Annotated in this window: 19 protein-coding genes and 1 pseudogene; 12 read left to right on the top strand and 8 right to left on the bottom strand. The window is 74.7% G+C overall.

What is annotated here, in order from left to right; genetic code table 11:
* Positions 1-771: 771 nt before the first annotated feature.
* Together NX794_RS32475 and NX794_RS32470 are read right to left on the bottom strand one after the other, a co-directional pair.
* A pseudogene (locus NX794_RS32475) lies at positions 772-1,620 on the bottom strand (hypothetical protein); the annotation flags it as partial.
* Between the two features lie 276 nt (positions 1,621-1,896).
* Complete coding sequence (locus NX794_RS32470; protein ID WP_258783249.1) at positions 1,897-2,373, bottom strand: hypothetical protein; 477 nt, start codon at positions 2,371-2,373, stop codon at positions 1,897-1,899.
* 142 nt (positions 2,374-2,515) lie between these two features.
* Here NX794_RS32470 and NX794_RS32465 point away from each other — a divergent pair, with 142 nt between their 5' ends.
* Entirely contained in the window at positions 2,516-3,691 is a 1,176-nt protein-coding gene (locus NX794_RS32465; protein WP_258783248.1) for a PP2C family protein-serine/threonine phosphatase, read from the top strand.
* Positions 3,692-3,781: 90 nt separating this feature from the next.
* A complete protein-coding gene (locus NX794_RS32460; RefSeq protein WP_258783247.1) occupies positions 3,782-4,885 on the top strand; it encodes a hypothetical protein in 1,104 nt (367 codons plus the stop codon).
* Positions 4,886-4,887: 2 nt separating this feature from the next.
* Here the strand turns inward: NX794_RS32460 and NX794_RS32455 are convergent, their stop codons facing one another.
* The 3 genes from NX794_RS32455 to NX794_RS32445 form a co-directional block, all read right to left on the bottom strand.
* The gene (locus tag NX794_RS32455; RefSeq protein WP_428986006.1) at positions 4,888-6,855 is read right to left on the bottom strand and encodes an Ig-like domain repeat protein; all 1,968 of its coding nucleotides are present in this window, start codon (positions 6,853-6,855) and stop codon (positions 4,888-4,890) included.
* A gap of 122 nt (positions 6,856-6,977) precedes the next feature.
* Positions 6,978-8,237 (bottom strand): amidohydrolase, encoded by a 1,260-nt coding sequence (locus NX794_RS32450; RefSeq protein ID WP_258783245.1) that lies wholly within the window; start codon positions 8,235-8,237, stop codon positions 6,978-6,980.
* Between the two features lie 85 nt (positions 8,238-8,322).
* Positions 8,323-8,493: a hypothetical protein gene (locus NX794_RS32445; RefSeq protein ID WP_258783244.1), complete on the bottom strand. Its 171-nt coding sequence runs from the start codon at positions 8,491-8,493 to the stop codon at positions 8,323-8,325.
* A 109-nt stretch (positions 8,494-8,602) separates the two neighbouring features.
* Between NX794_RS32445 and NX794_RS32440 the strand changes: the two genes are divergently transcribed.
* Positions 8,603-9,946 (top strand): helix-turn-helix domain-containing protein, encoded by a 1,344-nt coding sequence (locus NX794_RS32440; protein WP_258783243.1) that lies wholly within the window; start codon positions 8,603-8,605, stop codon positions 9,944-9,946.
* Between the two features lie 307 nt (positions 9,947-10,253).
* On the opposite strand, the gene NX794_RS32435 is transcribed toward NX794_RS32440, so the two are convergent.
* On the bottom strand, positions 10,254-11,036 hold the full coding sequence (locus NX794_RS32435; RefSeq protein ID WP_258783242.1) for a hypothetical protein: 783 nt from the start codon (positions 11,034-11,036) through the stop codon (positions 10,254-10,256).
* 245 nt (positions 11,037-11,281) lie between these two features.
* Between NX794_RS32435 and NX794_RS32430 the strand changes: the two genes are divergently transcribed.
* Both NX794_RS32430 and NX794_RS32425 read left to right on the top strand, forming a co-directional pair.
* On the top strand, positions 11,282-12,250 hold the full coding sequence (locus NX794_RS32430) for a nucleoside hydrolase (protein ID WP_258783241.1): 969 nt from the start codon (positions 11,282-11,284) through the stop codon (positions 12,248-12,250).
* A 99-nt stretch (positions 12,251-12,349) separates the two neighbouring features.
* A complete protein-coding gene (locus tag NX794_RS32425) occupies positions 12,350-13,996 on the top strand; it encodes a glycoside hydrolase family 13 protein (protein WP_258783240.1) in 1,647 nt (548 codons plus the stop codon).
* Positions 13,997-13,999: 3 nt separating this feature from the next.
* Here NX794_RS32425 and NX794_RS32420 read toward each other — a convergent pair whose 3' ends face one another.
* A complete protein-coding gene (locus NX794_RS32420) occupies positions 14,000-14,749 on the bottom strand; it encodes a DUF4142 domain-containing protein (RefSeq protein WP_258783253.1) in 750 nt (249 codons plus the stop codon).
* A gap of 345 nt (positions 14,750-15,094) precedes the next feature.
* Between NX794_RS32420 and NX794_RS32415 the strand changes: the two genes are divergently transcribed.
* The 5 genes from NX794_RS32415 (at position 15,095) to NX794_RS32395 (ending at position 18,702) form a co-directional block, all read left to right on the top strand.
* Entirely contained in the window at positions 15,095-15,796 is a 702-nt protein-coding gene (locus NX794_RS32415; protein WP_258783239.1) for a DUF6445 family protein, read from the top strand.
* Between the two features lie 38 nt (positions 15,797-15,834).
* Positions 15,835-16,503 carry a DUF4328 domain-containing protein gene (locus tag NX794_RS32410; RefSeq protein WP_428986005.1) on the top strand — a complete coding sequence of 223 codons (669 nt, stop codon included), beginning with the start codon at positions 15,835-15,837 and terminating at the stop codon, positions 16,501-16,503.
* A 56-nt stretch (positions 16,504-16,559) separates the two neighbouring features.
* Positions 16,560-17,225, top strand: a complete 666-nt coding sequence (locus NX794_RS32405) for an SDR family NAD(P)-dependent oxidoreductase (RefSeq protein WP_258783238.1) — start codon at positions 16,560-16,562, stop codon at positions 17,223-17,225.
* A 93-nt stretch (positions 17,226-17,318) separates the two neighbouring features.
* Entirely contained in the window at positions 17,319-18,275 is a 957-nt protein-coding gene (locus tag NX794_RS32400; protein ID WP_258783237.1) for an MIP/aquaporin family protein, read from the top strand.
* A gap of 106 nt (positions 18,276-18,381) precedes the next feature.
* A complete protein-coding gene (locus NX794_RS32395) occupies positions 18,382-18,702 on the top strand; it encodes a hypothetical protein (RefSeq protein ID WP_258783236.1) in 321 nt (106 codons plus the stop codon).
* Between the two features lie 61 nt (positions 18,703-18,763).
* On the opposite strand, the gene NX794_RS32390 is transcribed toward NX794_RS32395, so the two are convergent.
* The gene (locus NX794_RS32390) at positions 18,764-19,825 is read right to left on the bottom strand and encodes a PucR family transcriptional regulator (protein WP_258783235.1); all 1,062 of its coding nucleotides are present in this window, start codon (positions 19,823-19,825) and stop codon (positions 18,764-18,766) included.
* Between the two features lie 338 nt (positions 19,826-20,163).
* Between NX794_RS32390 and NX794_RS32385 the strand changes: the two genes are divergently transcribed.
* On the top strand, positions 20,164-21,354 hold the full coding sequence (locus tag NX794_RS32385; RefSeq protein ID WP_258783234.1) for an MFS transporter: 1,191 nt from the start codon (positions 20,164-20,166) through the stop codon (positions 21,352-21,354).
* A gap of 68 nt (positions 21,355-21,422) precedes the next feature.
* Entirely contained in the window at positions 21,423-22,265 is an 843-nt protein-coding gene (locus NX794_RS32380; RefSeq protein ID WP_258783233.1) for an LLM class flavin-dependent oxidoreductase, read from the top strand.
* Positions 22,266-22,277: the final 12 nt, after the last annotated feature.

Below are 22,277 nucleotides of genomic sequence, written 5' to 3'. Positions count from 1 at the left end.
GTCATCCCGGGTGGGGCGGGCGCGGTGTCTTGACCGGGTCCGGCTCTGTGCCGGAGGCAGGGTTCGGGGTGTCGGCGTCATCCCGGGTGGGGCGGGCGCGGCGTCTTGACCGGCTCCGGTCCTGTGCCGGAGGCAGGGTTCGGGGTGTCGGCGTCATCCCGGGTGGGGTGAGCGCGGTGTCTTGACCGGGTCCGGCCCTGTGCCGGAGGCAGGGTCCGGGCGGGTTCCGGGCGTCGGCGTCATCCCGAGTGGCCCGGGCGCGGCGTCTTGACCGGGTCCGGGCGCCGGACGCGGTCGGTGCCGACCGGGCGCCGGGTGCGGTCAGGCCCGGGCTCGGGTCGGTGGCTGTGCCGGAGCTGCGGCGGGCGCCGGCGACTCTCGCCGTCGTCGCGCGAACCGGGCCGGCCACAGCGTCCGCCCAGAGGCCCGAACCCGTGTCGGCCGCCGGCCTTCGACGGACGCCGGGCGCCGGCGCCACACCGGACCGCCCACCCCCGGCACCTTGACCGGCCCCGGACGCCGATCCCACCGCGGACCTCGTCCCGGCCGCGAGAGCCACCTTGGCCACAGGCCCCGGGCCGGCTCCAGCGCTCGGCCAGGGAGGACCGGACGCTCGCCACGCTCGCCCGCCACCAGCCGCGCCGACCGCAGGCCTCGATCCGGCCCCAGCTCCCGCCCGGGCTCCGGTTCCCGCCCCGCCCCCGGAAGCCACCCCGGCCGCAGCCCCCGTACGGACGACCCCGGCCGCATCCCCCCGGCAACCCCCCCTCGCCGCCCCCACCGCAGCCGGCGGCCGAGCCACGTGCCCGAAGCCACCAGCAGGCCCAAGCCGACCAGGAGCCAGGCGGCTGTGCGCAGGGTGGCGGTGAGGGCGTCGTAGACCGCGCCGGCCGCCGCGTGCGGGACGTCGGACGGCAGGTCGGCCAGGGTCACACCGCGGCCGACGGCGAGGGCGGTGACGAGCAGGGCGCCGCCGAGGGCCGTGCCCAGCGCGGTCGCGACGACGGCGCGGCGGCGCCGGAGGGCCAGGCCGATGCCGCCCACCGCGAAGCCGACGGCCGCCACCGGCAGCCAGAGACCGGCGACCTCCAGCACCTGGAACCCCTTCCTGAGCGCCACCAGTTCCCCGGCGGGCAGCACGGACACCGCGGTGTGCTCCACCGGTATCCGCTGGGCGAGCGGGATGTGGTCCTCGGTGAGCCGGCGCTTGACCTGCGCGGTGACCGGGGCGAGGTCGACGGTGACCTCGCGGTCGTCCTCCTCGCGCAGCGCGCGCAGCACCGCGTCGTGCGTGACCCGGTTGCCGGTGTCCCAGGCCAGCCGGAACGCCTCGGTCTGGGTGAAGGAGCGCACCGCGTCGTGCACGAACGGCCGGACCGAGCCGCGTACCGGACGGACGTCCACGCGCTGGTCCACCGCCCGCAGGATGCCGTCGCCGACCGTGTCCGCGACGGCGTCCCGGACGTCCGGGTCGGTGGCGAGCGGCGCCATCGCGGTGACGTAGCGGCCCGTGTCGGCGAGACCGTACGCCGCCCAGGCCGCCAGCGTGCCGAACGGCACGAGGAGGCAGGACAGCGTGATCAGTGCGGCCGAGAGGGCGCTCCGGAGGCGTGGGGGCACGCTTCCAGGCAACGGCCGGGGGGTCGGGCGCGCGAGCGGGGTGACTGCGTTCGGGGGGTTTTCCGGGCCGGACGGGTGGCGCCCGGCGCCGCCCGCTTGCGCAGGACTCCGAAGCGTGGCCCGGGTGGAAGAGTCGTCCGGACGGGTGTTTCCTGGTGCTGGGGTGACTGGTGGGGCGGGGCCGGAGCCGGGGGTGCGGAGGGAACAGGGGAGCGCGTGGGGCCCCGGCCGTCCGGCCGGGGCCCCACGCGTGCTCGCCGCCGGAGCGGTCCGGGGTCAGCGGGCCCGGCGTCCGAAGGCGTCCCGGTGCGTGTAGTAGTGGTAGAAGAGCGCGGCGAACGTCGCCGCCGACACCACCAGCGACATCAGCACCGTCCGCAGCATCGTCTTGTCGGTCTGGCTGTAGGCGAAGCCGAACGCGCAGCCGACGAACGCCGTCCACAGCAGGGCGTGCAACTCCTTCGGCAGCCGGGGGGTCAGCGTCAGCAGGGTCATGGACAGCGCCGCGAAGACCAGCGCGCTGACGAACCCGAGGAGCAGGTTCCAGCCGGTGATGGGGCCGCCCGAGCGGCTGTTGGCCGAGACCCAGTAGCCGTAGATCAGCCCGAGACCGACCGGGACGATGATCCGGGAGAGCGCGTGGACGCGGGCGTCGAAGACGTCGGGGGTCCGGACGCGTTCCTCGGCGGCCCGGCGCTCGGGTGCACGGCCGGGACGGTGGACGCCGCCGCCCGTGGGTGCCGCTTGAGCCATGAGAGCACTCCTCTCTCTCCGCCCCCGGCTTCCAATGCACACCGGCGGGCACACCCTGGCAAGTCGGCCGGGAACGTGACGAGTGCCCGGATGCGGGGTGTTGTCCCCCATGTTTCTCTGAGGACATGGAGGGCTGCCGGCCGTGACGGAGACAGGGAACGGGCGGTGGCGCCGGCTGCTGCGGGTGCGTGGCCGGAGCATCGCCTGGGTGCTGCCCCTGGTGCTGCTCGTCGGCATCGTGGTCGCCGACCTCGACACCCCCGAGCAGTTCCGGATCATCTCCTGGATCGTGCTGGTCCCGGGCATCTCGGCCGCCATCTGCGCGGTGTGGACGACGGCCCTGTTCGGTCTGGCGGCGGTCGTGATGTACGTCGCCGCCGACAGCGTCTGGCCCGACCAGTACAAGGCCGGCCTCGCGGACTTCGTGCTGGTGGCCGTCGGCGGGCTGCTGGCCACCCTGGCTGCGGCGGCGCGGATCGACAAGGAGCGGCAGAGCCTGCGCATGCGGGACATCGCCGACACCATCCGCCGTACCGTGCTGCGCCCGCTGCCGCCCTGCTGGGCCGGCCTGGAGCACGCGGCGGTGTATCTGACCGCGGACGTCGACGCCCGGGTCGGCGGTGACTTCTACGACATCCAGCCGGGCCCGCACGGCACCCGCGTCCTCGTCGGCGACGTGCAGGGCAAGGGCCTGGGCGCGGTGGAGACCGCCGCCGCGCTGCTCGGCACCTTCCGCGAGGCCGGGTACCACGAGGCGGACCTCGCGACGGTCGCCGGGCGGCTGGAGACCCGGATGGCCCGGCACCGCCTGCACACCAGGGCGCTCGGCCGGGACGTCGGCGACCGCTTCGCCACCGCCGTCCTGATCGCGTTCCCCGCCGATGCCGATACCGGCGCGGGGGAGGGCATCGAGCTGGTGAACTTCGGGCACGAGCCCCCGCTCGCCGTCGGTCCGTGCGGCGTCCGCGAGCTGCCGAGCGGCGACGGGCTGCCGCTCGGCCTCGCCGACCTGACGGGCCGCCTGCCGCCGGTGCGCCGGGTGCGGCTGGCCGCCGACGAGACGCTGCTGCTGGTCACCGACGGGGTGACCGAGGCCCGCGACCGGCCCGGGGTGTTCTACCCGCTGGTCCGCGAGGTGACGCGAGCCGTCCGCGCCGACCCGGGCCGCGCCGAACCGGGCCGTCTGGTGCGCCGGATCCGGGACGGCGTGCTGCGGCACAGCGGCGGCCGGCTCCAGGACGACACCACGGTGTTCGCCGTGCGCCGGGTGCGCGGGGCGGGGAACGAAGCGCTCGAAGGGGGACGTTTGCGGTCCTGAGCCGCCGGTGGCCGCCGGCAGCGGTTACGGTGCTCGCTGGAGAGCCGTTCGACAGGGACCACCCGACCGCGGGCCCTGGGGGGAGGACCGATGCCCGGAACCGTGCTGCTGCTCGCGGCCTCGCCGCTGGGCCGGAGCCGCCTGGTGGACGCGGCCGGGGTGCTGCCGGTGCTGGCCGCCGTCGCCCCGGCCGTGCTGGCCGGCGCCGACACGGCCAACGTGGTGGAGCTCGCCGATCCGCTGGAGCCGCAGGCCGTCCTCACCCGGCTGCGCGCCGCCGCGGCCGCGCCCGGACCGCTCACCGTGTACCTCACCGGCCAGCTCCACCTGGACCGGCGGCAGCGGCTGCCGCACCTGGCGCTGGCCCGCACCACCGCGGCCACCGTCCGCTACACCGCGCTGCCCTGGCACTGGATCCGCGAGGAGCTACGGCTGCGCTCGGCCGCGGAGACCACGCTGTTCGTGGACCTGCACGCGGACCCCGAGGCCTGGGCGCACATCGCCGGGCACGGACTCGACTGCGGCCCCACCACCGCGCTGTACGGCCGGGTCGCCCCGGGCGGCTCCGGGCGGCGGGGGATCGCGGAGCCGTCGTACATGAAGGCCGTGGCGACGCTGCTGCGCAGCGGGCACCGGCCGCCGCCGGCCGAGCTGCACGAGCGGGCGCTGGCCCGGGTCATCGAGCCGGGCGCGGGCCGCGACCTGGTGCTGGCCGGCGCCGGCGGTCTCGCCCCCGTGCCGGGACAGCGCCCCGGGACTCCCGCGCCGGCGCCCGCCGATCCGCACGACGCCCTGAGCGCCGCCGTGCGGGACGGGCGGCACGACGAGGCCGACGCGCTGGCGGCGCGGCACGAGACGGCCGCCGTACGGGCGTTCGGGCCGGCCTCCGAGGAGGCCCTGCACTGGAGCGAGGTCCGCGCCGACCTGGCGATGTTCGCGGGCGACACGGTGCGCAGCTGCCGGGCCTGGCTGGCGGTCGCCGGGACCCGGCTGGCCGCCGGGCAGGCGCCGGACACGCCCGCCGTGGAGGCGGCCGTGGACCGGGCGCACCACCAGTGGACCCGGATCGACGACACGGCGCGGGCCCGGGAACTGGGGCCCGCGCTCGCGGAGTTGCGGCTCAGGGTGCCGGGGCGCCGCAGTGGCGCGCTGGAGAGCGTCCAGCGGCAGCTACGGCAACTCCAGGCGCAGTAGTCTCACTTGGTGAAGGTGAAGTACTTCCAGGCGCCGTGCGTCGTGGAGTTCACGGTGTCGCCGGAGGACGCGTTGATGTACGACGAGCGGACCCGGAAGCGCCAGCCGACGTCCTTGCCGTGGTCGCCGTTGATCCGCACCTTGGAGACGCCGTCGGAGCCGAGCGCGAAGTAGGCGGGGTCGCCCGGGTACCAGCGGCCCTGGTAGTACACCTCGAACTCGAACTTCTGCTTGCGGCCCGGGTAGTACGGCATCCTCGTCGTGATCAGCGGGTCCTTGCTCTTGTGGAAGAAGTAGTACGTGTGGCCCCACGTCGACTTCGCCTGGTAGTGGCCGCCCACCGAGCTGCTCACGCTGACCTGGGCGCCGACCGTGCTGGTGGCGGTGGCCGGCTGGTAGCGGGCGTCGCCGGCGAACTTGGCGGTGAGCCTGGCGTCGCGCTTCAGGTCCAGGGTGACCGACACGTTGCCGTGCGCGTCGGCCTTGCCGGACTTCACCAGCTTGTTGGGCTTGTCCGGGCCGTACGGGTCGGACCAGATCTCCACCGTGCGGTTCTTGTAGGTCGTCCCGAGGTGGGCCGTGAACTTCACGTCCTTGCCGTACGCGAAGACCTTGCCGTTGTTGTTCAGCGTGAGCGAGGCCTTGGCGCGGGAGACGGTCACCGCGTCCGAGCCGGAACCGGCCGCGTGCCCGGCGTCCCCGGCGAAGGCGGCCTTGTACGTCACCTTGCCGCCGGCCGGCGGGGTGTCGGTGAAGGAGAAGGTGCCGTCCGCCTTGGTGACCGCCGACGCCAGTGCCTTGCCCTGGGGCGACTCCAGGTCGGTCCGGGTGACGGTGAGCTTCGTCCCGGCCGGCAGCGCCGTCTTCGAGGTGGCCTTGCCCTTGACCGTGAGCTTCTTGCCGCGGGCGGCGGTGGCCGGCGCGTCCACGGTGACGGTGGTGACGGCCTTGGTGGGCGACGTCAGCACGCGCAGCGCGTACACGCCCTCGTTGTTGGAGGTCACCGCGAACAGCCGGGAGCCGTCCGGGCTCCAGGCGAGCCCGGAGTCGGCCAGCAGGTCCGAGCCGGAGCTGGTGCCGGTGTTGGGGAAGTCGTAGGTGCGCACCGGCTCGCCGCTGCCGGGCCGGAAGACGTAGACGTCCGGCTCGTAGGAGCCGTCGATGCCGGCCGCGAGGGTACCGTCGGGCGCGATGGCGACCGAGTTCGGGTAGGAGTCGGTGTCGTACGTGCCGTCCTCGTTCAGGTCGGAGGTGCGGAAGACCTGCTGGTAGTTCGGCGAACCGCTGGCCACCACGACGTCCTTGCCGTCGGGCGTGAGCTGGAGGTCGCCGAGGTTGCTGCCGGCCTCCGAGGTGCTCGCCAGCTTGGTGGCGGTGCCGGACGAGACGTCGTACGACGCCAGCGTCACCGGGCTCTGCCCGAGCGCGCCCGCGACCAGGATGTCCGAGCCGGGCGTGGCGTCCAGCAGCGGGGCCGCGTACCAGTCGCGACTCTGGTCGAGGGTGACCTCGTGCCCCTCGCTCGTCAGGTCGACGGAGCCGATGCCGCCCGCCGCCGCGGCGCCGTAGCCGAACCAGAGCTTGCCGCCCGCGAGGGCGACGCTCTCCGGCTTGTCACCGACGGCGTAGCGGGTGGTCTCGGTGCCGGTCGCAGTGTCGAAGACGGCGATGGCGTCGAGGTCGCGCACGGCCGCGTACAGCGTGCCGGAGTCGGCCGACAGCTCCAGGCCGCTGACGCCGGAGAGGTTGGCGGTGAGCTGCTTGACGACGGTGCCGGCGTAGTCCGTGACGACGATCTTGCCGTTCAGCGGGTCGCTGACGAACACCCGCTGGTGGACACCGTCGACGACGATGTCCCCGGTCGCGCGGACCGGAAGGGTCTTGCTGGAGTCGGCGAACGCCGGGCCGGCGGCCAGGGCCACCGAGCTGAAGAGGACCGCCAGAGTGGTGGCAGCCGTGAGAGTGCGCATACGCACGCTGATTCGAACCCCCCGGAACGAATGAAGAGGAACGCCACGAGACACGCCCACTTGTGTGAGTCCCCTGTGGGGCGCGTGTGACGGGTGGGTGAAGACTAGGCCGGAACACTAAGTCATGCCACTGACAAAAGTGTGAGCGCCCCCGACACCAGCGTGCGCACCCCCGGGGCGAGCGTGGCCAGGTCGGGCGCGAAGTGCGGGCTGTGGTTGCTCGGCACCGCCGCGAGCTTCTCCGGGAGGGTGTCGCCGGCCGCCCGCTCCCAGACCTCGGCCGGGGTGGTCGTCACGAACCAGTAGGCGTAGGGGACCGCTTCCGGCGCCAGCTCGGAGAAGTCCTCGCTGCCCATCGCCGGACCCGGGTCGAACACCGTGCCCGCGCCGAACACCTCGCCGTGCACGGCGGCCACGGCGGCGTCGGCGGTGGCGTCGTTGACGGTCGCCGGGAAGGTGTTGCCGACGCTCACCTCGGGCTCGCGCGGGCAGCCCGCCGCCAGGCACTCGCCGTCCGCGATGCGCCGGATCGCGGCCAGCATCCGGCGGCGCACCGCCTCGGACCGGGTGCGCAGGTTCAGCGCGATGCGCGCCTCGGACGGGATGATGTTGTGCCGGGTGCCCGCCTCGATCCGGCCGACCGTCAGGACGGCGGACTCCCCGGCGGCGACCTCCCGGGAGACCACCGTCTGCAACCGCGTGACCAGGTAGGCGGCCGTCACCACCGGGTCCACGGTCGCCTCCGGGCGCGAGCCGTGGCCGCCCCGGCCGTGCACCACGATGTCCACGTCCGTCGAGGCCGCCATGATCAGGCCCGGCACGTGCGGGTACAGGCCGGCCGGGCCCGGTGTCGCGTGCTGGCCGAGCAGCACGTCCGGCCGCCCGAACCGCTCGTACAGCCCGTCGGCCACCATCCGCCGCGCGCCCTGCCCGGTCTCCTCGGCGGGCTGCCCCACCACCAGCAGCGTGCCGTGCCAGGTCTCGCGCCCGGCGGCCAGCGCCGCGGCGGCCCCGGCCAGCCAGGTGACGTGCAGGTCGTGCCCGCAGGCGTGCATCACCCCGGCGGTCTCGGACGCGTACGGCAGCCCGGTCGCCTCCGGTACCGGCAGCGCGTCCATGTCGGCCCGCAGCAGCACGGTCGGGCCGTCGCCGTTGCGCAGCCGGCCCACCACGCCGGTGCCGCCGACGCCCCCGGTGGTCTCGAAGCCGGCCGCGGCGAGGCGTTCGGCCAGCTTCCCGGCGGTGCGGTGCTCGCGCAGGGACAGCTCGGGGTGGCGGTGCAGGTCCCGGTAGAGGTCCTCCAGCGCCCAGGCGGCCGGGTCGGCGGTGAGGGCCAGGGCGGTACGGGCGGCGGCGGCCGGGCCGGCGGCGGCAGAGGTCATGCGCGCAGGGTAGGCCGCTGCCTCCGGTCCCGGTACCCGTCGTAGCTGTCGTAGCTGTCGTGCTCGTCGTACCTGTCGTGCCTCGTCAGGGCTGGACCGTGCCGGCCGTCGTCGTGGTCCGGCCGGCCGCCTCCGGTGCCGGGCCCGCGTGCGCCGCCGTGAGCAGGACGGCCACGGCGAGGACCGCGGCGGCGAGGGCCCTGGCGTACCGTGCGGTGGTGCGGTCACGGGCGGCGGCGGATGTACGTCCGAGCACGGCGTCCTCGCAAGGGCAGCGGCGGGTTAAACCTGCTTAATCCGCCGTTTAACCTAGGGCTGCGTGTGACGAACAGCAAGAGGTGCCAAGGGAGTTGGGGGCGGCGCGGATGCGGGAACGGGACGAACCGCAGGTCATCGGGCGGCGCGTGCAGCAGTTGCGCACCCAACAGGGCCTGACGCAACGCCAGTTGGCGGAGCCTGCGTACACGCCCGCCTACATCTCCACGCTGGAGGCCGGCCGGGTGCGGGCCTCCGACGAGGCGCTGCACCACATCGCGGGCCGGCTCGGGGTGGCCTTCGAGGAGCTGGCGGTGGGGCGCCCCGCCCATCTCGCCACCGACCTGCGGCTGCGGCTCACCGAGGCGCAGCGCGTGCTCGCCGACGGCCGGGCCGAGGACGCCGCCGAGCAGTACACGGCGCTGCTGGCGGAGGCCGAGCTGCACGACCTGCCCGCCGAACAGGCCGCCGCGCTGCTGGGGCTCGGCGAGTGCGCCCTGGAGACCGGCGAACTGGACCTGGCACGGGGACACTTCGAGCGGGCGGAGGAACGGCAGGCCGGCGAGTCGTTGCCGGTGCGGGTGCCCGCCGTGCGCGGCCGGGCGGTCTCCCACTACCTCGCGGGCGAACTCCGGTACGCGGTCTACCTGCTGGAGTCCACGCTGGACGAGCTGAACCGGGGCGGCCTGCACGACCCGGACGCCCTCCTGCTGCTCTACGCCAGCGTCATAGGGCCCTACATGGACATGGGCGCCCATGCCCGCGCCGCGCAGGCCGCCGAGTTCGCCCTCGCGCTCGCCCCGCAGGCCGGCGACCCGGCGCTGATCGCCCGGATGCACCGGTCGGTCGCCCGCACCCTGCTCGCCGAGGGCCGGGTCGCCGAGGCCGACGCCTCCCTCGCCAAGGCGGCCGAGCTGTACCGCCGCCTGCGGCTGCGCACCGAACTGGCCAACTGCCACTGGATGCGCGGCTACGTCTGCGCGCAGGACGGCGAGCTGGACCGCGCCGAGGACGAGCTGCGCCAGGCCCTCGCCATGCTGTCCCAGACCCGCGCGGCCCTCTACCGCAGCCAGGCCGCGGTCGAACTCGCCGACGTGCTGCACCGCCGGGGCAAGTCCGCCGAGGCCGCCGAGCTGCTGCGGGGGGTGCTCGGCGGCCTCTCCTCCGAACGCGGCGCCGTGCACGCCGCCGCCGCCCACCGCCTCCTCGGCATCATCGCCGAGGACACCCGGGACACCGAGGCCGCCGAGGAGCACTACGTCCGCGCCCTCAGCCTCCTGGAACGCGCGGGCGCGGCGGGCGACCTGGCCGACCTCTGCCGCCTCCTGGGCGACCTCCTGCGCCGCACCGGCCGCACCGAGGCGGCCCTCGACGCCTACCGCACGGGCCTGGGCCACCGCACGGCCCCGGGCACGACGACACTGGGACCGGCACCGGCTCAGCCGCCGTTGTGAGGGAGCCCCTGCTGTGGCGGGGGGCAGGCGGAGCGGTGCTCGGCTCGGTCGCCGGTGTGGCGCGATGTCCGACTCCGGCGCCCTCGGGCCCGTCCCCTCGGGCCCGTCCCCTCGGCCCCGTCCCATCGGCCATCGGCCATCGGCCATCGGCCGTCGGCCCGACGAGTTCGGCTGTGACGGAAGCTGTCCGGTGCTGTTCGGCCGGCGCGGGGGCGCGGGCCGTGCGCGGCGGCGACCGGCCCGGCACCGGTTCACGCCGTCGCCGTACGGCCGACCGGGACGGCGAGCCCCCCGCCGCTCACCCCCGTCAGACCTGGACCCGCCCCTGCTTGCGGATGTCGGCCAGACGCAGCGCGCCGACCTGGACGGCGGCCTGGGTGGCGTCGTTCGGGACGTCGCCGAGGCCCGCGTTGGTGAGGGCGAAGGCGTCCTCGCCGACCCGGACCGCGGCCAGGTCGATGGTGAGCAGGTAGTCCTGGCCGTCCGGGGTGGTGGCGGCGAGGCTGACGCGCAGGCCCTGCCGGGCGTCGCCGACCTCCGGCAGCGGGGCGTCGACGACCTGGACGTCCTCCTGGAGCCCGGTCCCCGTGGTGGCCGTGAAGCGGGCGCACTGCTCGGGCATCGACCGCAGCCACTCCAGCGCCGCGTCCACGTCCGCCGGGCGGCGCGCGCCGATCTGGTAGCGCAGCTGGGCGTCGGTGTCGGCGTCGTCCAGGCCGACCGCGACCCGGGCGGGACCGCCGAGCAGCTCGTCGCTGTACAGGGCGTCCAGCAGCCGCTGGCACGGTCCGGCCGAGCTGGTCGCCTTCAGCAGCCCGTCCCGCCAGGTGGCCGCGCCGCGGGTGGCCTCCCAGGGGGCGCCGAGATCGTTCCGGGTGATGAGCGCGGCCTCGGCCTGCTGGTCGCTGAGCGTGGAGCCGTCGGCCCGCGTGGACGCCTTGGGCGTCGGGGCCGGGGCGTCGATGGTCGGGAACGGGTGCGGAGCGGCCGCCGGGTGCCGCAGCCCGAGCGCCGCGCAGCCGCCGACGGCCAGCAGACCGGCGGCCGCCAGCGACAGCCGGAGGCCGCGGGGTCGTATCTCGGGGATCATGGCGGGTGCCTCCTGAGCTGCGGTCCGGGCGGACGGGCGGTGCCCCCGCCTCTCACGGCACCACCGCCCCGCCCGCCCCACCAGCGGTCCGGGCCCGTCCGGGTGAGGAGCGGGCTCGCCGGCCGGACCCGTCCCCGTCGGCTCCGGCGCCCGGGTCCGCCGCACGGCCGGGGGCCGCACTGCGGGACCGACCGCTCGCCGCCGCCCGTCCTGATCTAAGGTCGGCTCGACGGAAGGAGGCCGCCGTGGCCGGTCAGCCCATCCCCGTGATCATCGACTGTGACACCGGGGTCGACGACGCCCTGGCCCTGCTGTTCGCCGTGCGGCACCCGGGGCTCGACCTGCGGGCGGTGACGTGTGTCGCCGGGAACACCGACGTCGACGGGGTGGTCCGCAACACCCTGACCGTGCTGGAGCGGGCGGGCGCCCCCGACGTCCCGGTGGGCCGGGGTGCCGAGCGGCCGCTGCTGGAACCGGCCCGCTCGGCCCGGCACGTGCACGGCTCCGACGGCATGGGCGACCTCGGGCTGCCCGCGCCGACCCGGGCCCCCGCCGACGTGGACGCCGTCACCCTGCTGCGCCGCGAGATCCTCGCCTCGCCGCGCCCGGTCACCCTGATCCCCACCGCGCCGCTGACCAACATCGCCCTGCTGCTGCGCACGCACCCCGAGGTGACCCGGAACATCGAGCGGATCGTGTTCATGGGCGGCGCGGTGACCACCGGCAACGCCACGCCGGTCGCCGAGTTCAACGTCTGGCACGACCCGGAGGCCGCGGCCATCGCGCTGACGGCCGGGGTGCCGATCACGATGTACGGGCTGGACGTGTTCATGCGGGTCGTGGTGCCGGGGCCGGAGGTGCACCGGCTGCGCGGTAGCACCGAGCCCGGGACGCGGCTGGCCGGCGACCTCCTCGCGCACCGGCCGACCCAGCAGGGCGGTGACCCGGAGGCGGAGGAGGCGGGCGGACTGGGCGACGCGGGCGCGGTGTGCGCGGTCGCCGACCCGGAGGGCATCGTCACCCGCCGCCTCCCGGTGGAGGTCTCCCTCGCCCCCGGCCCGGCCCGCGGCCAGACGATCGTGGACCGCCGCCCGCGCCCCGGCGAGTCGGAGATCCACGAGGGCCGCCGCGAACTGGCCCTGGTGGACGTGGCGTTGGACGTCGACGTGGACCGGTACGTCAAGCTGTACCTGGAGACCGTCGGGCGGCCGTAGGCCGACGGGGCGGTCCCGGCGGCGTGCGAATGTTCCCTTTCAGGGGGATGTGGACAGATTCCCCGGAGCGGTGCCGTCGACCTTCCCGAAGGGATCCCCATGGCAGACCTCTCCTCCAGGAACCCCGACTGGTGGCGGCAGGCCGTCGTCTACCAGGTCTACCCGCGCAGCTTCGCCGACGCCGACGGGGACGGTCTCGGCGACCTGCGGGGCGTCGCCCAGCGGCTGCACCACCTCGCCGCGCTCGGCGTGGACGCCCTGTGGCTGAGCCCGTTCTACCCCTCCGAACTCGCCGACGGCGGCTACGACGTCGCCGACCACCGGGACGTCGACCCGCGCCTCGGCACCCTGGACGACTTCGACGCGCTGGTGGCCGAGGCGCACCGGCTCGGTCTGAAGGTCGTCGTGGACCTCGTCCCGAACCACACCTCGCACCTGCACCCGTGGTTCCAGGAGGCGCTGCGCTCGGCGCCCGGATCGCCGGCCCGCGACCGGTACGTCTTCCGCCCCGGCCGCGGCGCGCACGGCGAACACCCGCCCACCGACTGGCAGTCGGTGTTCGGCGGCAGCGCCTGGCGGCGGACCCCGGACGGCGCGTGGTACCTCCACCTCTTCGCCGCCGAACAGCCCGACCTCAACTGGGACGACGACGAGGTCCGCGCCGACTTCCGCACCACCCTGCGCTTCTGGTCCGACCGGGGCGTGGACGGCTTCCGCGTCGACGTCGCCCACGCGCTGGCCAAGGACCTCACCGAACCGCTGCGGGACGTCGGCGACATCGGCGCCACCGGCGAGCAGGCGCTGCCGCGGGTCGCGCCCGGGGACCACCCCTACTGGGACCGGGACGAGGTGCACGAGATCTACCGCGACTGGCGCACGATCCTCGACACCTACAGCCCGCCCCGCACCGCCGTCGCCGAGGCCTGGGTCCCGGGCACCCGGCGCGCCCTGTACGCGCGCCCGGACGAACTCGACCAGGCCTTCAACTTCGAGTACCTGGAGACGCCCTGGGACGCGGCGGAACTCCGCCAGGTCATCACCGACTCCCTGGCCACCGCCCATGCCGTCGGCGCCTCCGCGACCTGGGTGCTCTCCAACCACGACGTGGTCCGGCACGCCTCCCGGCTGCTGCTGCCGCCCGGCACCGACCCGGCCGCCTGGCTGCTGTCCGGCGGCCGGGCACCCGCACTCGACCCGGCGGCCGGACTGCGCCGGGCCCGGGCGGCGACCCTGCTGATGCTGGCGCTGCCCGGGTCGTTGTACCTCTACCAGGGCGAGGAACTGGGCCTGCCCGAGGTGGCCGACCTGCCCACCGAGGTGCTCCAGGACCCGATCTGGGAGCAGACCGGGCACGTCCGCAAGGGCCGGGACGGGTGCCGGGTGCCGATCCCGTGGACGACGACGGGACCGTCGTACGGCTTCGGAACCGGCGGTGCCTGGCTGCCGCAGCCCTCGTCCTTCGCGGCGTACGCCGTCGAGGCGCAGACCGGTGCCGAGGGCTCGACGCTGGAGCTGTACCGCACGGCCCTGCGGCTGCGCCGCAAGCTGCTGGAGGGCGAGACCCTGACCTGGACCGAGGGCGGCCCTGCCGGGGTGCTGGACTTCACCCGCGGCGAGACCTGGCGCTGCGTCACCAACCTGACGGCCGACCCGGTCCCGCTGCCCCCGGGCGAGGTCCTGCTGGCCAGTGTCCCGCTCCCGGACGACGGCACCCTGCCGCCGGACACCACGGTCTGGCTCGCCTGAGCCCTAACGGACGGTCGGACTGGCGCCGGGGGCCGGGGTGCCGCCCCCGCTGCCGCCGCCCGCGATGCCGTCGATGTCCAGGGGGGTGGACGTGGCGGTCGGGGGCGGGGTGAGGACCACCTCGGGCTGACCGGCCGGCGGGGCCGGGGGAGTCAGGTCGGCGGACGGCAGCTTGGGCGGGGTGGTCTGCTGGAAGATGGTCTGGTCGAAGTCGACCAGACCGGTCTTCTCCATCACCGTGATGTGGTCGAGGACGGTGTCGTTGGCCTGGTCGGCGAGCGCCCGCACCAGGGAGTTCTTGGTGGTGGAGCGGATCTTCGCGATGGAGTTGAAGATCGAACCGTGCGTCATCCGCAGGATGTTGGCGAAGTCGGTGTCGAACTTCTTCCCGCTCTCGCCCTTCAACTGGGTGACGAAACCCTCCTGTTGCGGGCTCGCCACGTTGGGCAGGGTGATGTTGAGCATCGGGGCGATCTTGCGGCAGGAGGCGTCCAGCGCGGCGTGACCGTCGATCAGGTGCTCGCTCGCCGTCCGCACCCCCTTGCTGCTGCCCTTCTGGAGCCCGATCTGCCCGAGCGGGTACTCCCACAGCCCGGCCGCGCGCACCCGCACCACGAAGTCGCGGTCGCCCTCGGTGAGCGGCCCCCACTGGGTGCCGGCGATGATCCGCGTCTGCGAACTGGAGACGGTGCTCACGCCGAGCATGCTCGGATAGGCGAGCGCGGCGAGGGTCAGGACCATCGCACCGCCCACGAAGAGAGTTCCCGTCGCGTTCCGCGAAAAGCGCACCGTGCCTCCTGGTCGTGGCTCCGCCCGCGGGGTCGGCGCGGGCGGTTCGGACGCCCAGCAGTACGGACGCGGAGGCGGTTCTTCTCTGCCGGGCGGGTAAAAAGTGCGCCGGGCCGCCTGTGGGTCCGCTGGTCGCCTGCGGGTTCGCCGGCCCGCCCGTGGGATCGCTTGTCCGCCCCGGGGTCCGCTGATCCGCCCGTGGGTCCGCCGGCCCGCTTGCCAAAACTTGATGTACATGACAGACGGTTGGGGAAACGTTGACCGGCCGCCGGGAGAAGCGGCCGCGGCCCCGCGCCTAGATTCGCGAACATGCCCCCACAGCCCGCACCCCGGCCGCCCGCGGGCCGCCCGCCCGCGGCCCTCCCCGTGCTGCCCTACCGCAAGCCCGCCAAGGGCCGTGACTACTGGGTCCTGGACGACGTGCTGCCCGACGTGGACGCCGTACGGGAGCGGTGCCTGGCCAAGGACGACTGGGTGAAGGGGTACCCGTACACCGCCGAGACCTGGCCGGGACTGCGCGCCATGCCGGGCCTGGAACCCGCCGAACTCGGCCGCGTGGAGCGGCTGGTGCGCAAGGCGACCGGCGCGAAGGAACTCTGGGTCCAGCAGGCGCCCGGCGGCGGCACCCTCAACCACAACTGCGTCCAGGTGGTCGGCGAGGGCGAGAGCGAGCCGCGCCCGCACACCGACTCGCGCGCGCTGTGCCGGTACGCGGCGGTGCTGTACCTCAACCCGCGCCAGCCCAAGGACTGCGGCACCAGCTTCTACCGCCAGTCCCTGCCCGGCGGCCGGCTCGGCGGCAACGTCGTCCAGGCCCCGCACACCAACCTCGTGGAGGCCCTCGGCACCCGCTTCGTCGCGCCCGACGCCTTCGAGGAGGACGTCCGGGTCCCCCACAAGTACAACCGGCTGCTCCTCTACAACGCCAACCTGGTGCACAGCGCGACCGGCTACTCCGGCCGGACGCTGGAGGAGAAGCGCATGACGGCGGTCTTCTTCTGGATGGCCTGACCTGGCCCTCAGGCCACCGGGTGAACGAGGATGCCCCGGTGACCGAACAGATGATCAAGGGCGCCTGCCAGGCCCCCGGGCTCCGGCCCGTACGGGTGGCGGGACAGGCGGCCGTCGGGGGACTGCTGCTCGCCGGGCTCGGCTGGACGCTGCGGGCGGCGTGGGAGATACGGCTGGCGCTGGCCGGGGAACCGGCCTCGGGGCCGCCGGACCAGGGGAACGGGGTGCACCGGCCGCTCGACGGCCTGGAGAACGCGTACCACGTCGTCACCAGCGTCGCGAACCTCGCCGCCCTGGTGTGCGCGGTGAGCTTCCTGAGCTGGCTGGTGCGGGTACGGGACAACGCGCGGACGCTGTCGGGGCGCCCGCCCCGGTACGCCGGGGTCTGGGTGTACCTCGGCTGGATCGTTCCCGTCGTCAACTTCTGGTTCCCGCGCGGACTGGTCGCCGACGCCTTCCGGGCTTCCGCACCGGGCCGCAAGGTGCCCTTCACCGTCAACCTGTGGTGGGGACTGTGGCTGGCCGGGACGCTCAGCGGGGTCGGGCTCGTCTACAAGGACTCCACCGACGAGGTCATCGCCCGCGCCTATGACGAGGTGTGGCCGCTGCTGGCGAGTGACGCGGCGCTGGTCGGTGCCGCCGTGGCGGGCGCGTTCGTCGTACGGGCCGTCACCCGGGCGCAGACGGCGGCGCCGCGGCCGGCCTGAGTGCCGGGGGCCCGCCCGGGGGTGTGGGGGCGGGGCGGGCGCGGTACGCATCGGGCATGAGCTGTGTCGCCATCGTCGGAGCCGGGCCCGGTCTGGGCGCGGCCGTCGCCCGGCGGTTCGGGCGGGAGGGGTTCGCCGTCGGGCTCCTCGCCCGGGACCCCGGGCGCCTCCGGTCGCTCGTGGACGGACTCGCCGGGGAGGGCGTCACCGCTCGCGGCTTCCCGGCCGACGTGCGCGAACCGGAGGCCCTGGCCGCCGCCCTCGCGGACACCGCCGGGGCGCTCGGGCCCGTCGAGGTGCTCCAGTACAGCCCCGTCCCGCACCCGGACTTCATGCGGCCCGTGCTGGACACCGGGCACCGGGACCTGGTCGGACCGGTCGAGTTCTCCGTGTACGGGCCCGTCGCCGCCGTACGGCAGGTGCTGCCCGGCATGCGTGGGCTCGGCCGCGGCACCGTCCTGTTCGTGAACGGCGCCACCGCCGCCGTACCGCATCCCGAGCGGGCCGGTACGTCCATCGCGTTCGCGGCCGAGAGCGCCTACGGACACCTGCTGCACGACCGGCTCGCCCCCGAGGGCATCCATGTGGCGCAGCTCGTCATCCCCGGCGCCATCGTGCCCGGCCACGCCCGCAAGGACCCAGCGGTGCTCGCGGAGACCCTGTGGGGCATGCACCGGGACCGGCAGGGCTTCCGGCACTACGCCGACGACCTCGACAGCTGACGGGCCCTCTTTCCAGGGTTGCCTCTGCGCGAAGAGCGTTTATGCGCGAATATGGTGATATTGGGCCGCATTGCTCTCTTCAAGGGGGCCTTCATGGCTGTCGAAATACCGTCGCTCATCAAGCCGTCCAAGCTCAGAAGCCGGGGCGGGCTGCTGGGCGAGTGCCTGGCGGAGTTCCTCGGGACCTTCGTCCTCATCTCCTTCGGCTGCGGCGTCGTGGCCATGGCGGTGGCCGCGCTGCCCGGCTCGGGCCGGGCCGCCACCACGACGACGATCTTCCTGGCGGCCGGCGACTGGCTGCTGATCACCTGGGGCTGGGCCATGGCCGTCATGCTCGGCGTCTACGTCGCCGGCGGCATCAGCGGCGCCCACCTGAACCCGGCGGTGACCCTGGCCATGGCCGTGCGCCGCGGCTTCCCCTGGGCCAAGGTGGTGCCCTTCGTGTTCGCGCAGGTCGTGGGCGCGTTCACCGGCGCGGCGCTGGTCTACCTCGTCTACCACAACGCGATCGACGCCTTCGACGCCACCGTGCCGGGCCCGAAGGTGAACGGGCACACCAACGCCACGTTCTCCATCTTCGCCACCTTCCCGGCCCCGTACTTCCACGGCGGGATCTGGGGGCCGCTGATCGACCAGATCGCCGGCACGGCCTTCCTGCTGATGCTGATCGCCGCCGTCCTCGACGTCCGCAACCAGGCCGTGAAGGCCAACCTCGCACCGCTCATCGTGGGCTTCATCGTGGCCGCCATCGGCATGTCCTACGGCGCCAACGCGGGCTACGCCATCAACCCGGCCCGCGACTTCGGCCCCCGCCTGTTCACCTGGGCGGCGGGCTGGGACAGCCTGGCCTTCCCGGGCAGCGTGTCCGGCTCCTTCAGCGCCTACTGGTGGATCCCGATCGTCGGCCCCCTGATCGGCGGGGTCATCGGCATCCTCGTCTACGACCTCTTCATCGGCGACGCCCTCGTCGTCCGCGACGAACTGGCCCGACTACCCGAACCGGGCCGCTCGCGACCGGTCAAGTCGGTCGAGGAGGGCGAGGAGTTCTAGTCCGCTGCCGGTGCCGGGTTCCGCACGGTCACGGCCCCGGTCCGGGGAACCTGCGACGGGGCACTGAAAGCACGGGCACAACCGGTACACCGCCGCCGGTGTACCGGTGTGTGTCCACCCGGACCGGGTGGGGCTGCCCGCCGCTCCGTACGCCAGCAGCGGCCTCCCCCTGCCGTGGGAGACTCCGCCGCCTGCCGAGGCCGGCGAGGTCCCCGCGTGGGAGCGTGCGGCGCTGGACGCGGCGCCTCCGGAGGTCTGTGACGACATGATCCGGCAGGCGACCGCCATCCTGCTCGCCTCGGATCCCGACACGGACATCACGGCTGTGCTGCGCGCCGCTCTCCACCAGTCCACGGCAAAGGCGATGTCGTGCTCCCGGCCGGACCGCCCCATGCCGGTGCCGGCGACGACACCGCGACGAACCTGACGACCGGGCCTTGCGGGGCTGTCGCGGCGGTATGGCGGCGCCCGGTTCCGGCCGCGCCGTCTCACAACGGCCGGTTCGGCCAGTCCAGGAGGCGGGCTCCGATGACCGCGGTCTGGAGCATGTAGCGGTGGGCGGGGTCTGTCGGGTCCGCGCCGGTGAGGGTGTGGATGCGGGCCAGGCGGTAGGTCAGCGCGCGGACGCTGAGGGAGAGCCGGCGGGCCGCCTCGGCGGCCACGCAGCCCGCGTTGAAGTAGGCGGCCAGGGTGGCCAGTAGCGGCTCGGCGCCGCCCCGGGCCCCGGTGAGCGGGCCGAGCGCGTGGGCCACCAGGTCGGCCAGCGCCTGCCGGTCCCGCGCCAGCACCGGGTAGACCAGCAGGTCGGCGGCGCGCAGCACCGGTCCGGCCAGGCCAAGGCGGCCGGCCATCTCCAGCGCGGCGAGCGCCTCCTCGTACGACTGCACCACCCCGCCGGGGCCGGGCTGCGGGCGGCCGATCGCGACCCGCGCGCCCGGCATGGCCGCCACCGCCTGCTCGGCGAAGTGACCGAGCACCTCTTCCTCGTCGCCCGGCGCGACGCACAGCAGCCGGCCGCCCTTGGTCGTGAACAGGACGCTGCGGGCGTCGAACCGGGCCAGCACGGACGCCTCCACGCCACGGGCGAGCGCCCCGCCGTCGAGGTAGGCGGCCGACCCCTCAGCGACGGCCACCGCGTGCGCCCGGGACAGCCGCAGCCCGAAACGCTCGGCGCGCTCGGCCAGCCGGCCCAGGTCGCTGCGGCCGTACAGCAGGTCGTCGACGAACTCCCGCCGTGCCGCCTCCTCCCGGCGCACGGCCAGGCGCTGGGCGTCCTCGTAGCCCTCGGCGAACGCGTCGACCGCCTGCTGTACGGCCGCCAGCGCGCCGTCCACCGAACCGGCCCTGGCGGGCCAGGCGGTGCGGGCCATGGCGAGGTGGGCCACCACCAGCGTGCGCAGTCCGAGCCCCGCCTCGGCGGCCTGCTCGCCCAGCGCCCGGCGCAGCTTCAGCTCCTCCCGGTTCAACCGCCGGCCGCTGACCGCCACCTCGGCCAGGGTCCGGCCGAACCCCGCCACGTACTCCTCGGACCCGTCCTGCCGCTCGGTCACGCCGCCCCCGTCTTCCCGCGATCCTGACGCCGTACTGACGTGTCCTTGACGCCCGTCCGGCACGCAGACCCTAGTGAACGCTGCCGGAAACCGGCAATGCGCGCCCCCCGCTCCCCGGCCCATCATGAGGGTTCCGATGCCGGACACCGGCAGAAGAGGACGAGCAGAGAGAGGGAGCGTCCGCGGATGATGTACTTCTGCGCGCCGCCGGCCGTGGCGCTCGTGATCGTCGCGCTGATGACGGCCGTGTCCGTCCGACGGGACCGGCGGCCGACGGGCGATCTGTAGTCTGGGCCCCCGCGAACCAGAGCCTCGTGCTCGCGGGGGCAGGGGGAGCCATGGGCAGGCGGGCGGCCGTCGGCGGAGCGCTGACCGCCGCGTTCGGAGGCTTCGCGAGCTTCAACCTCACCCTCTCCGCGCTGCCCGCGTACGCGGTGCGCTCCGGTGCCGGTCCGGCCGGCGCGGGCGCCCTCACCGCCACGCTCATGGCGGCCACCCTGCTCGTCCAGCCCGTCACGCCCCGGCTCTTCGCCCGGCTCGGCCGCCGGTACGCCCTCGCGCTGAGCGGCGTCCTGCTCGCGCTGCCCTGCCCGTTGCTGTCCGCCGCCGGGTCGCTGCCCGCCCTCACCGCCCTCACCGCCGTACGCGGCCTGGGTTTCGGCGTCTTCGTCGTCGCCGGTGTCACCTTCACCGCCGAGCTGTTCCCGGCCGGCCGGCGCGGCCGGGCCATCGGCTGGTACGGCGCGGTGGTCGGGGTCGCCGGTGTCCTCGGGGCGCCCGCCGGCATCGCCCTGGCCCGCCGGGCGGAGTACGGGCTCGCCTTCGCGCTCGCGGCGGGCACGGCCGCGCTCGTGGTGGCCGGCGCCTTCGGCCTGCCCCGCGCCCCCGACCACCCCGCGACCGACCGGCCTGTCGGGACCGGGCGGCGCCGTCCGCGGGACATCCGGCGCTCGCTGCGCCCCCTGGCCGGCCCCCTCTCGGTGGAGGCCGCCTCCACCACGGCGTACGGCGTCGTCTTCACCTTCCTGCCGCTCACCACCCCGGCCGCGCCCGCCGCGCTGCTGGCCGCACAGCTCGCCACCGTGCTCTCCCGGCTCGGCGCCGGCCCCCTGATCGACCGGTACGGCGGCCGGCGGGTGCTGTGGCCCGCCGGGTTCGTCACCGTGCTCGGCACGGCGGCGGGCGCGGCACCCGGCCGGCCGGTCCTGCTGCTGGCCGGTGCCGCCCTGTTCGGGGCGGGCTTCGGCGCGGTGCAGAGCGCCACCCTGGTCCTGGCGATGCGGGCGGCCGGGGACCACGCGGCCGGGCTGGCGCTGGCCGGGGTCGCGTGGAACATCGCCTTCGACGGCGGTACCGGCGCCGGCTCCCTCGTCGGCGGCCCCCTGCTCGCCCTCGGCGGTCCCCGCGTCCTCTTCCCGGCGGCGGCCGCCCTGCCGGCCGTATTCCTGCTCCTGGAGCTTCGCCCGGGGCGCGCGAGGAATCACCGCCCGGCGCCGGAAAACCGGACCGCCACCCGCCGGGCCGGGTGAATTCGGCGGCCTGGAAACAGTCGTGGAACAACGGCCCGAATTCATCGCGCAGTTGCTACTGTGAGCCCATGCGGATAGGCGTGAACGTCCCCAACTTCGGGCCCGGAACGAACCCGGACAACCTGGCCCGCTGGGCCGGAACAGCGGAAGGGCTCGGCTTCGATCTGCTGATGCTCTCCGACCATGTGGCGATCACTTCGGATGTCGCCGGACAATATCCGGCCCCCTTTTACGAACCTGTCACCACTCTCGCCTGGCTGGCCGGGATCACGACCCGGATCCAGCTCGGCACGACCGTGCTCATCGTGCCCTACCGGCACCCCCTGCTGGTCGCCCGGATGGCCGCCAACCTGCACCAACTCAGCGGCGGGCGGCTGATCCTGGGCGTCGGCGTCGGCTGGGCCCGCGAGGAGTTCGCGGCGCTCGGCGTACCGTTCGAACGCCGTGGCGCGCTCACCGACGCGTACCTGGAAACCATGCGCACCGCGTGGGAGAACGAGGCCGACTACGGCCCCGGGAGGATTCCGGTCTGGATCGGCGGCAACAGCGACGCCGCGATTTCCCGCGCGGTACGGCTCGGTTATCCCTGGCATCCGCTGCGCTTCACCATGCCGTGGTTCCGGGACGCCCTGAACCGGGTGAAGGACATTGCCGGCCGGCTGGAGAAACCCGTCCCGGAACTGGCCCCGCGCATGATTCTCCGCATCACGGAAAAACCCCTGGACCATCCGGACCGGCGGGCCGGAGAAGGCACCCTGGAGCAGATTCTCGGCGACATCGAGGAACTCCGTTCCGCCGGTGCCGAAACCCTGCTCCTCGATCCCTATCTCGGCGATCCCGAGGAGACCCTGCGCCCCGAGACGGCCTGGCAGGCACTGGCCACCGTGGCCGCCCACCGCCCCCGGCCGTGACCGGCCCCCTGG

Source organism: Streptomyces pyxinicus (assembly GCF_024753135.1).
GTDB lineage: Bacteria > Actinomycetota > Actinomycetes > Streptomycetales > Streptomycetaceae > Streptomyces > Streptomyces pyxinicus.
This window is presented reverse-complemented; position numbering and strand designations above follow the sequence as displayed.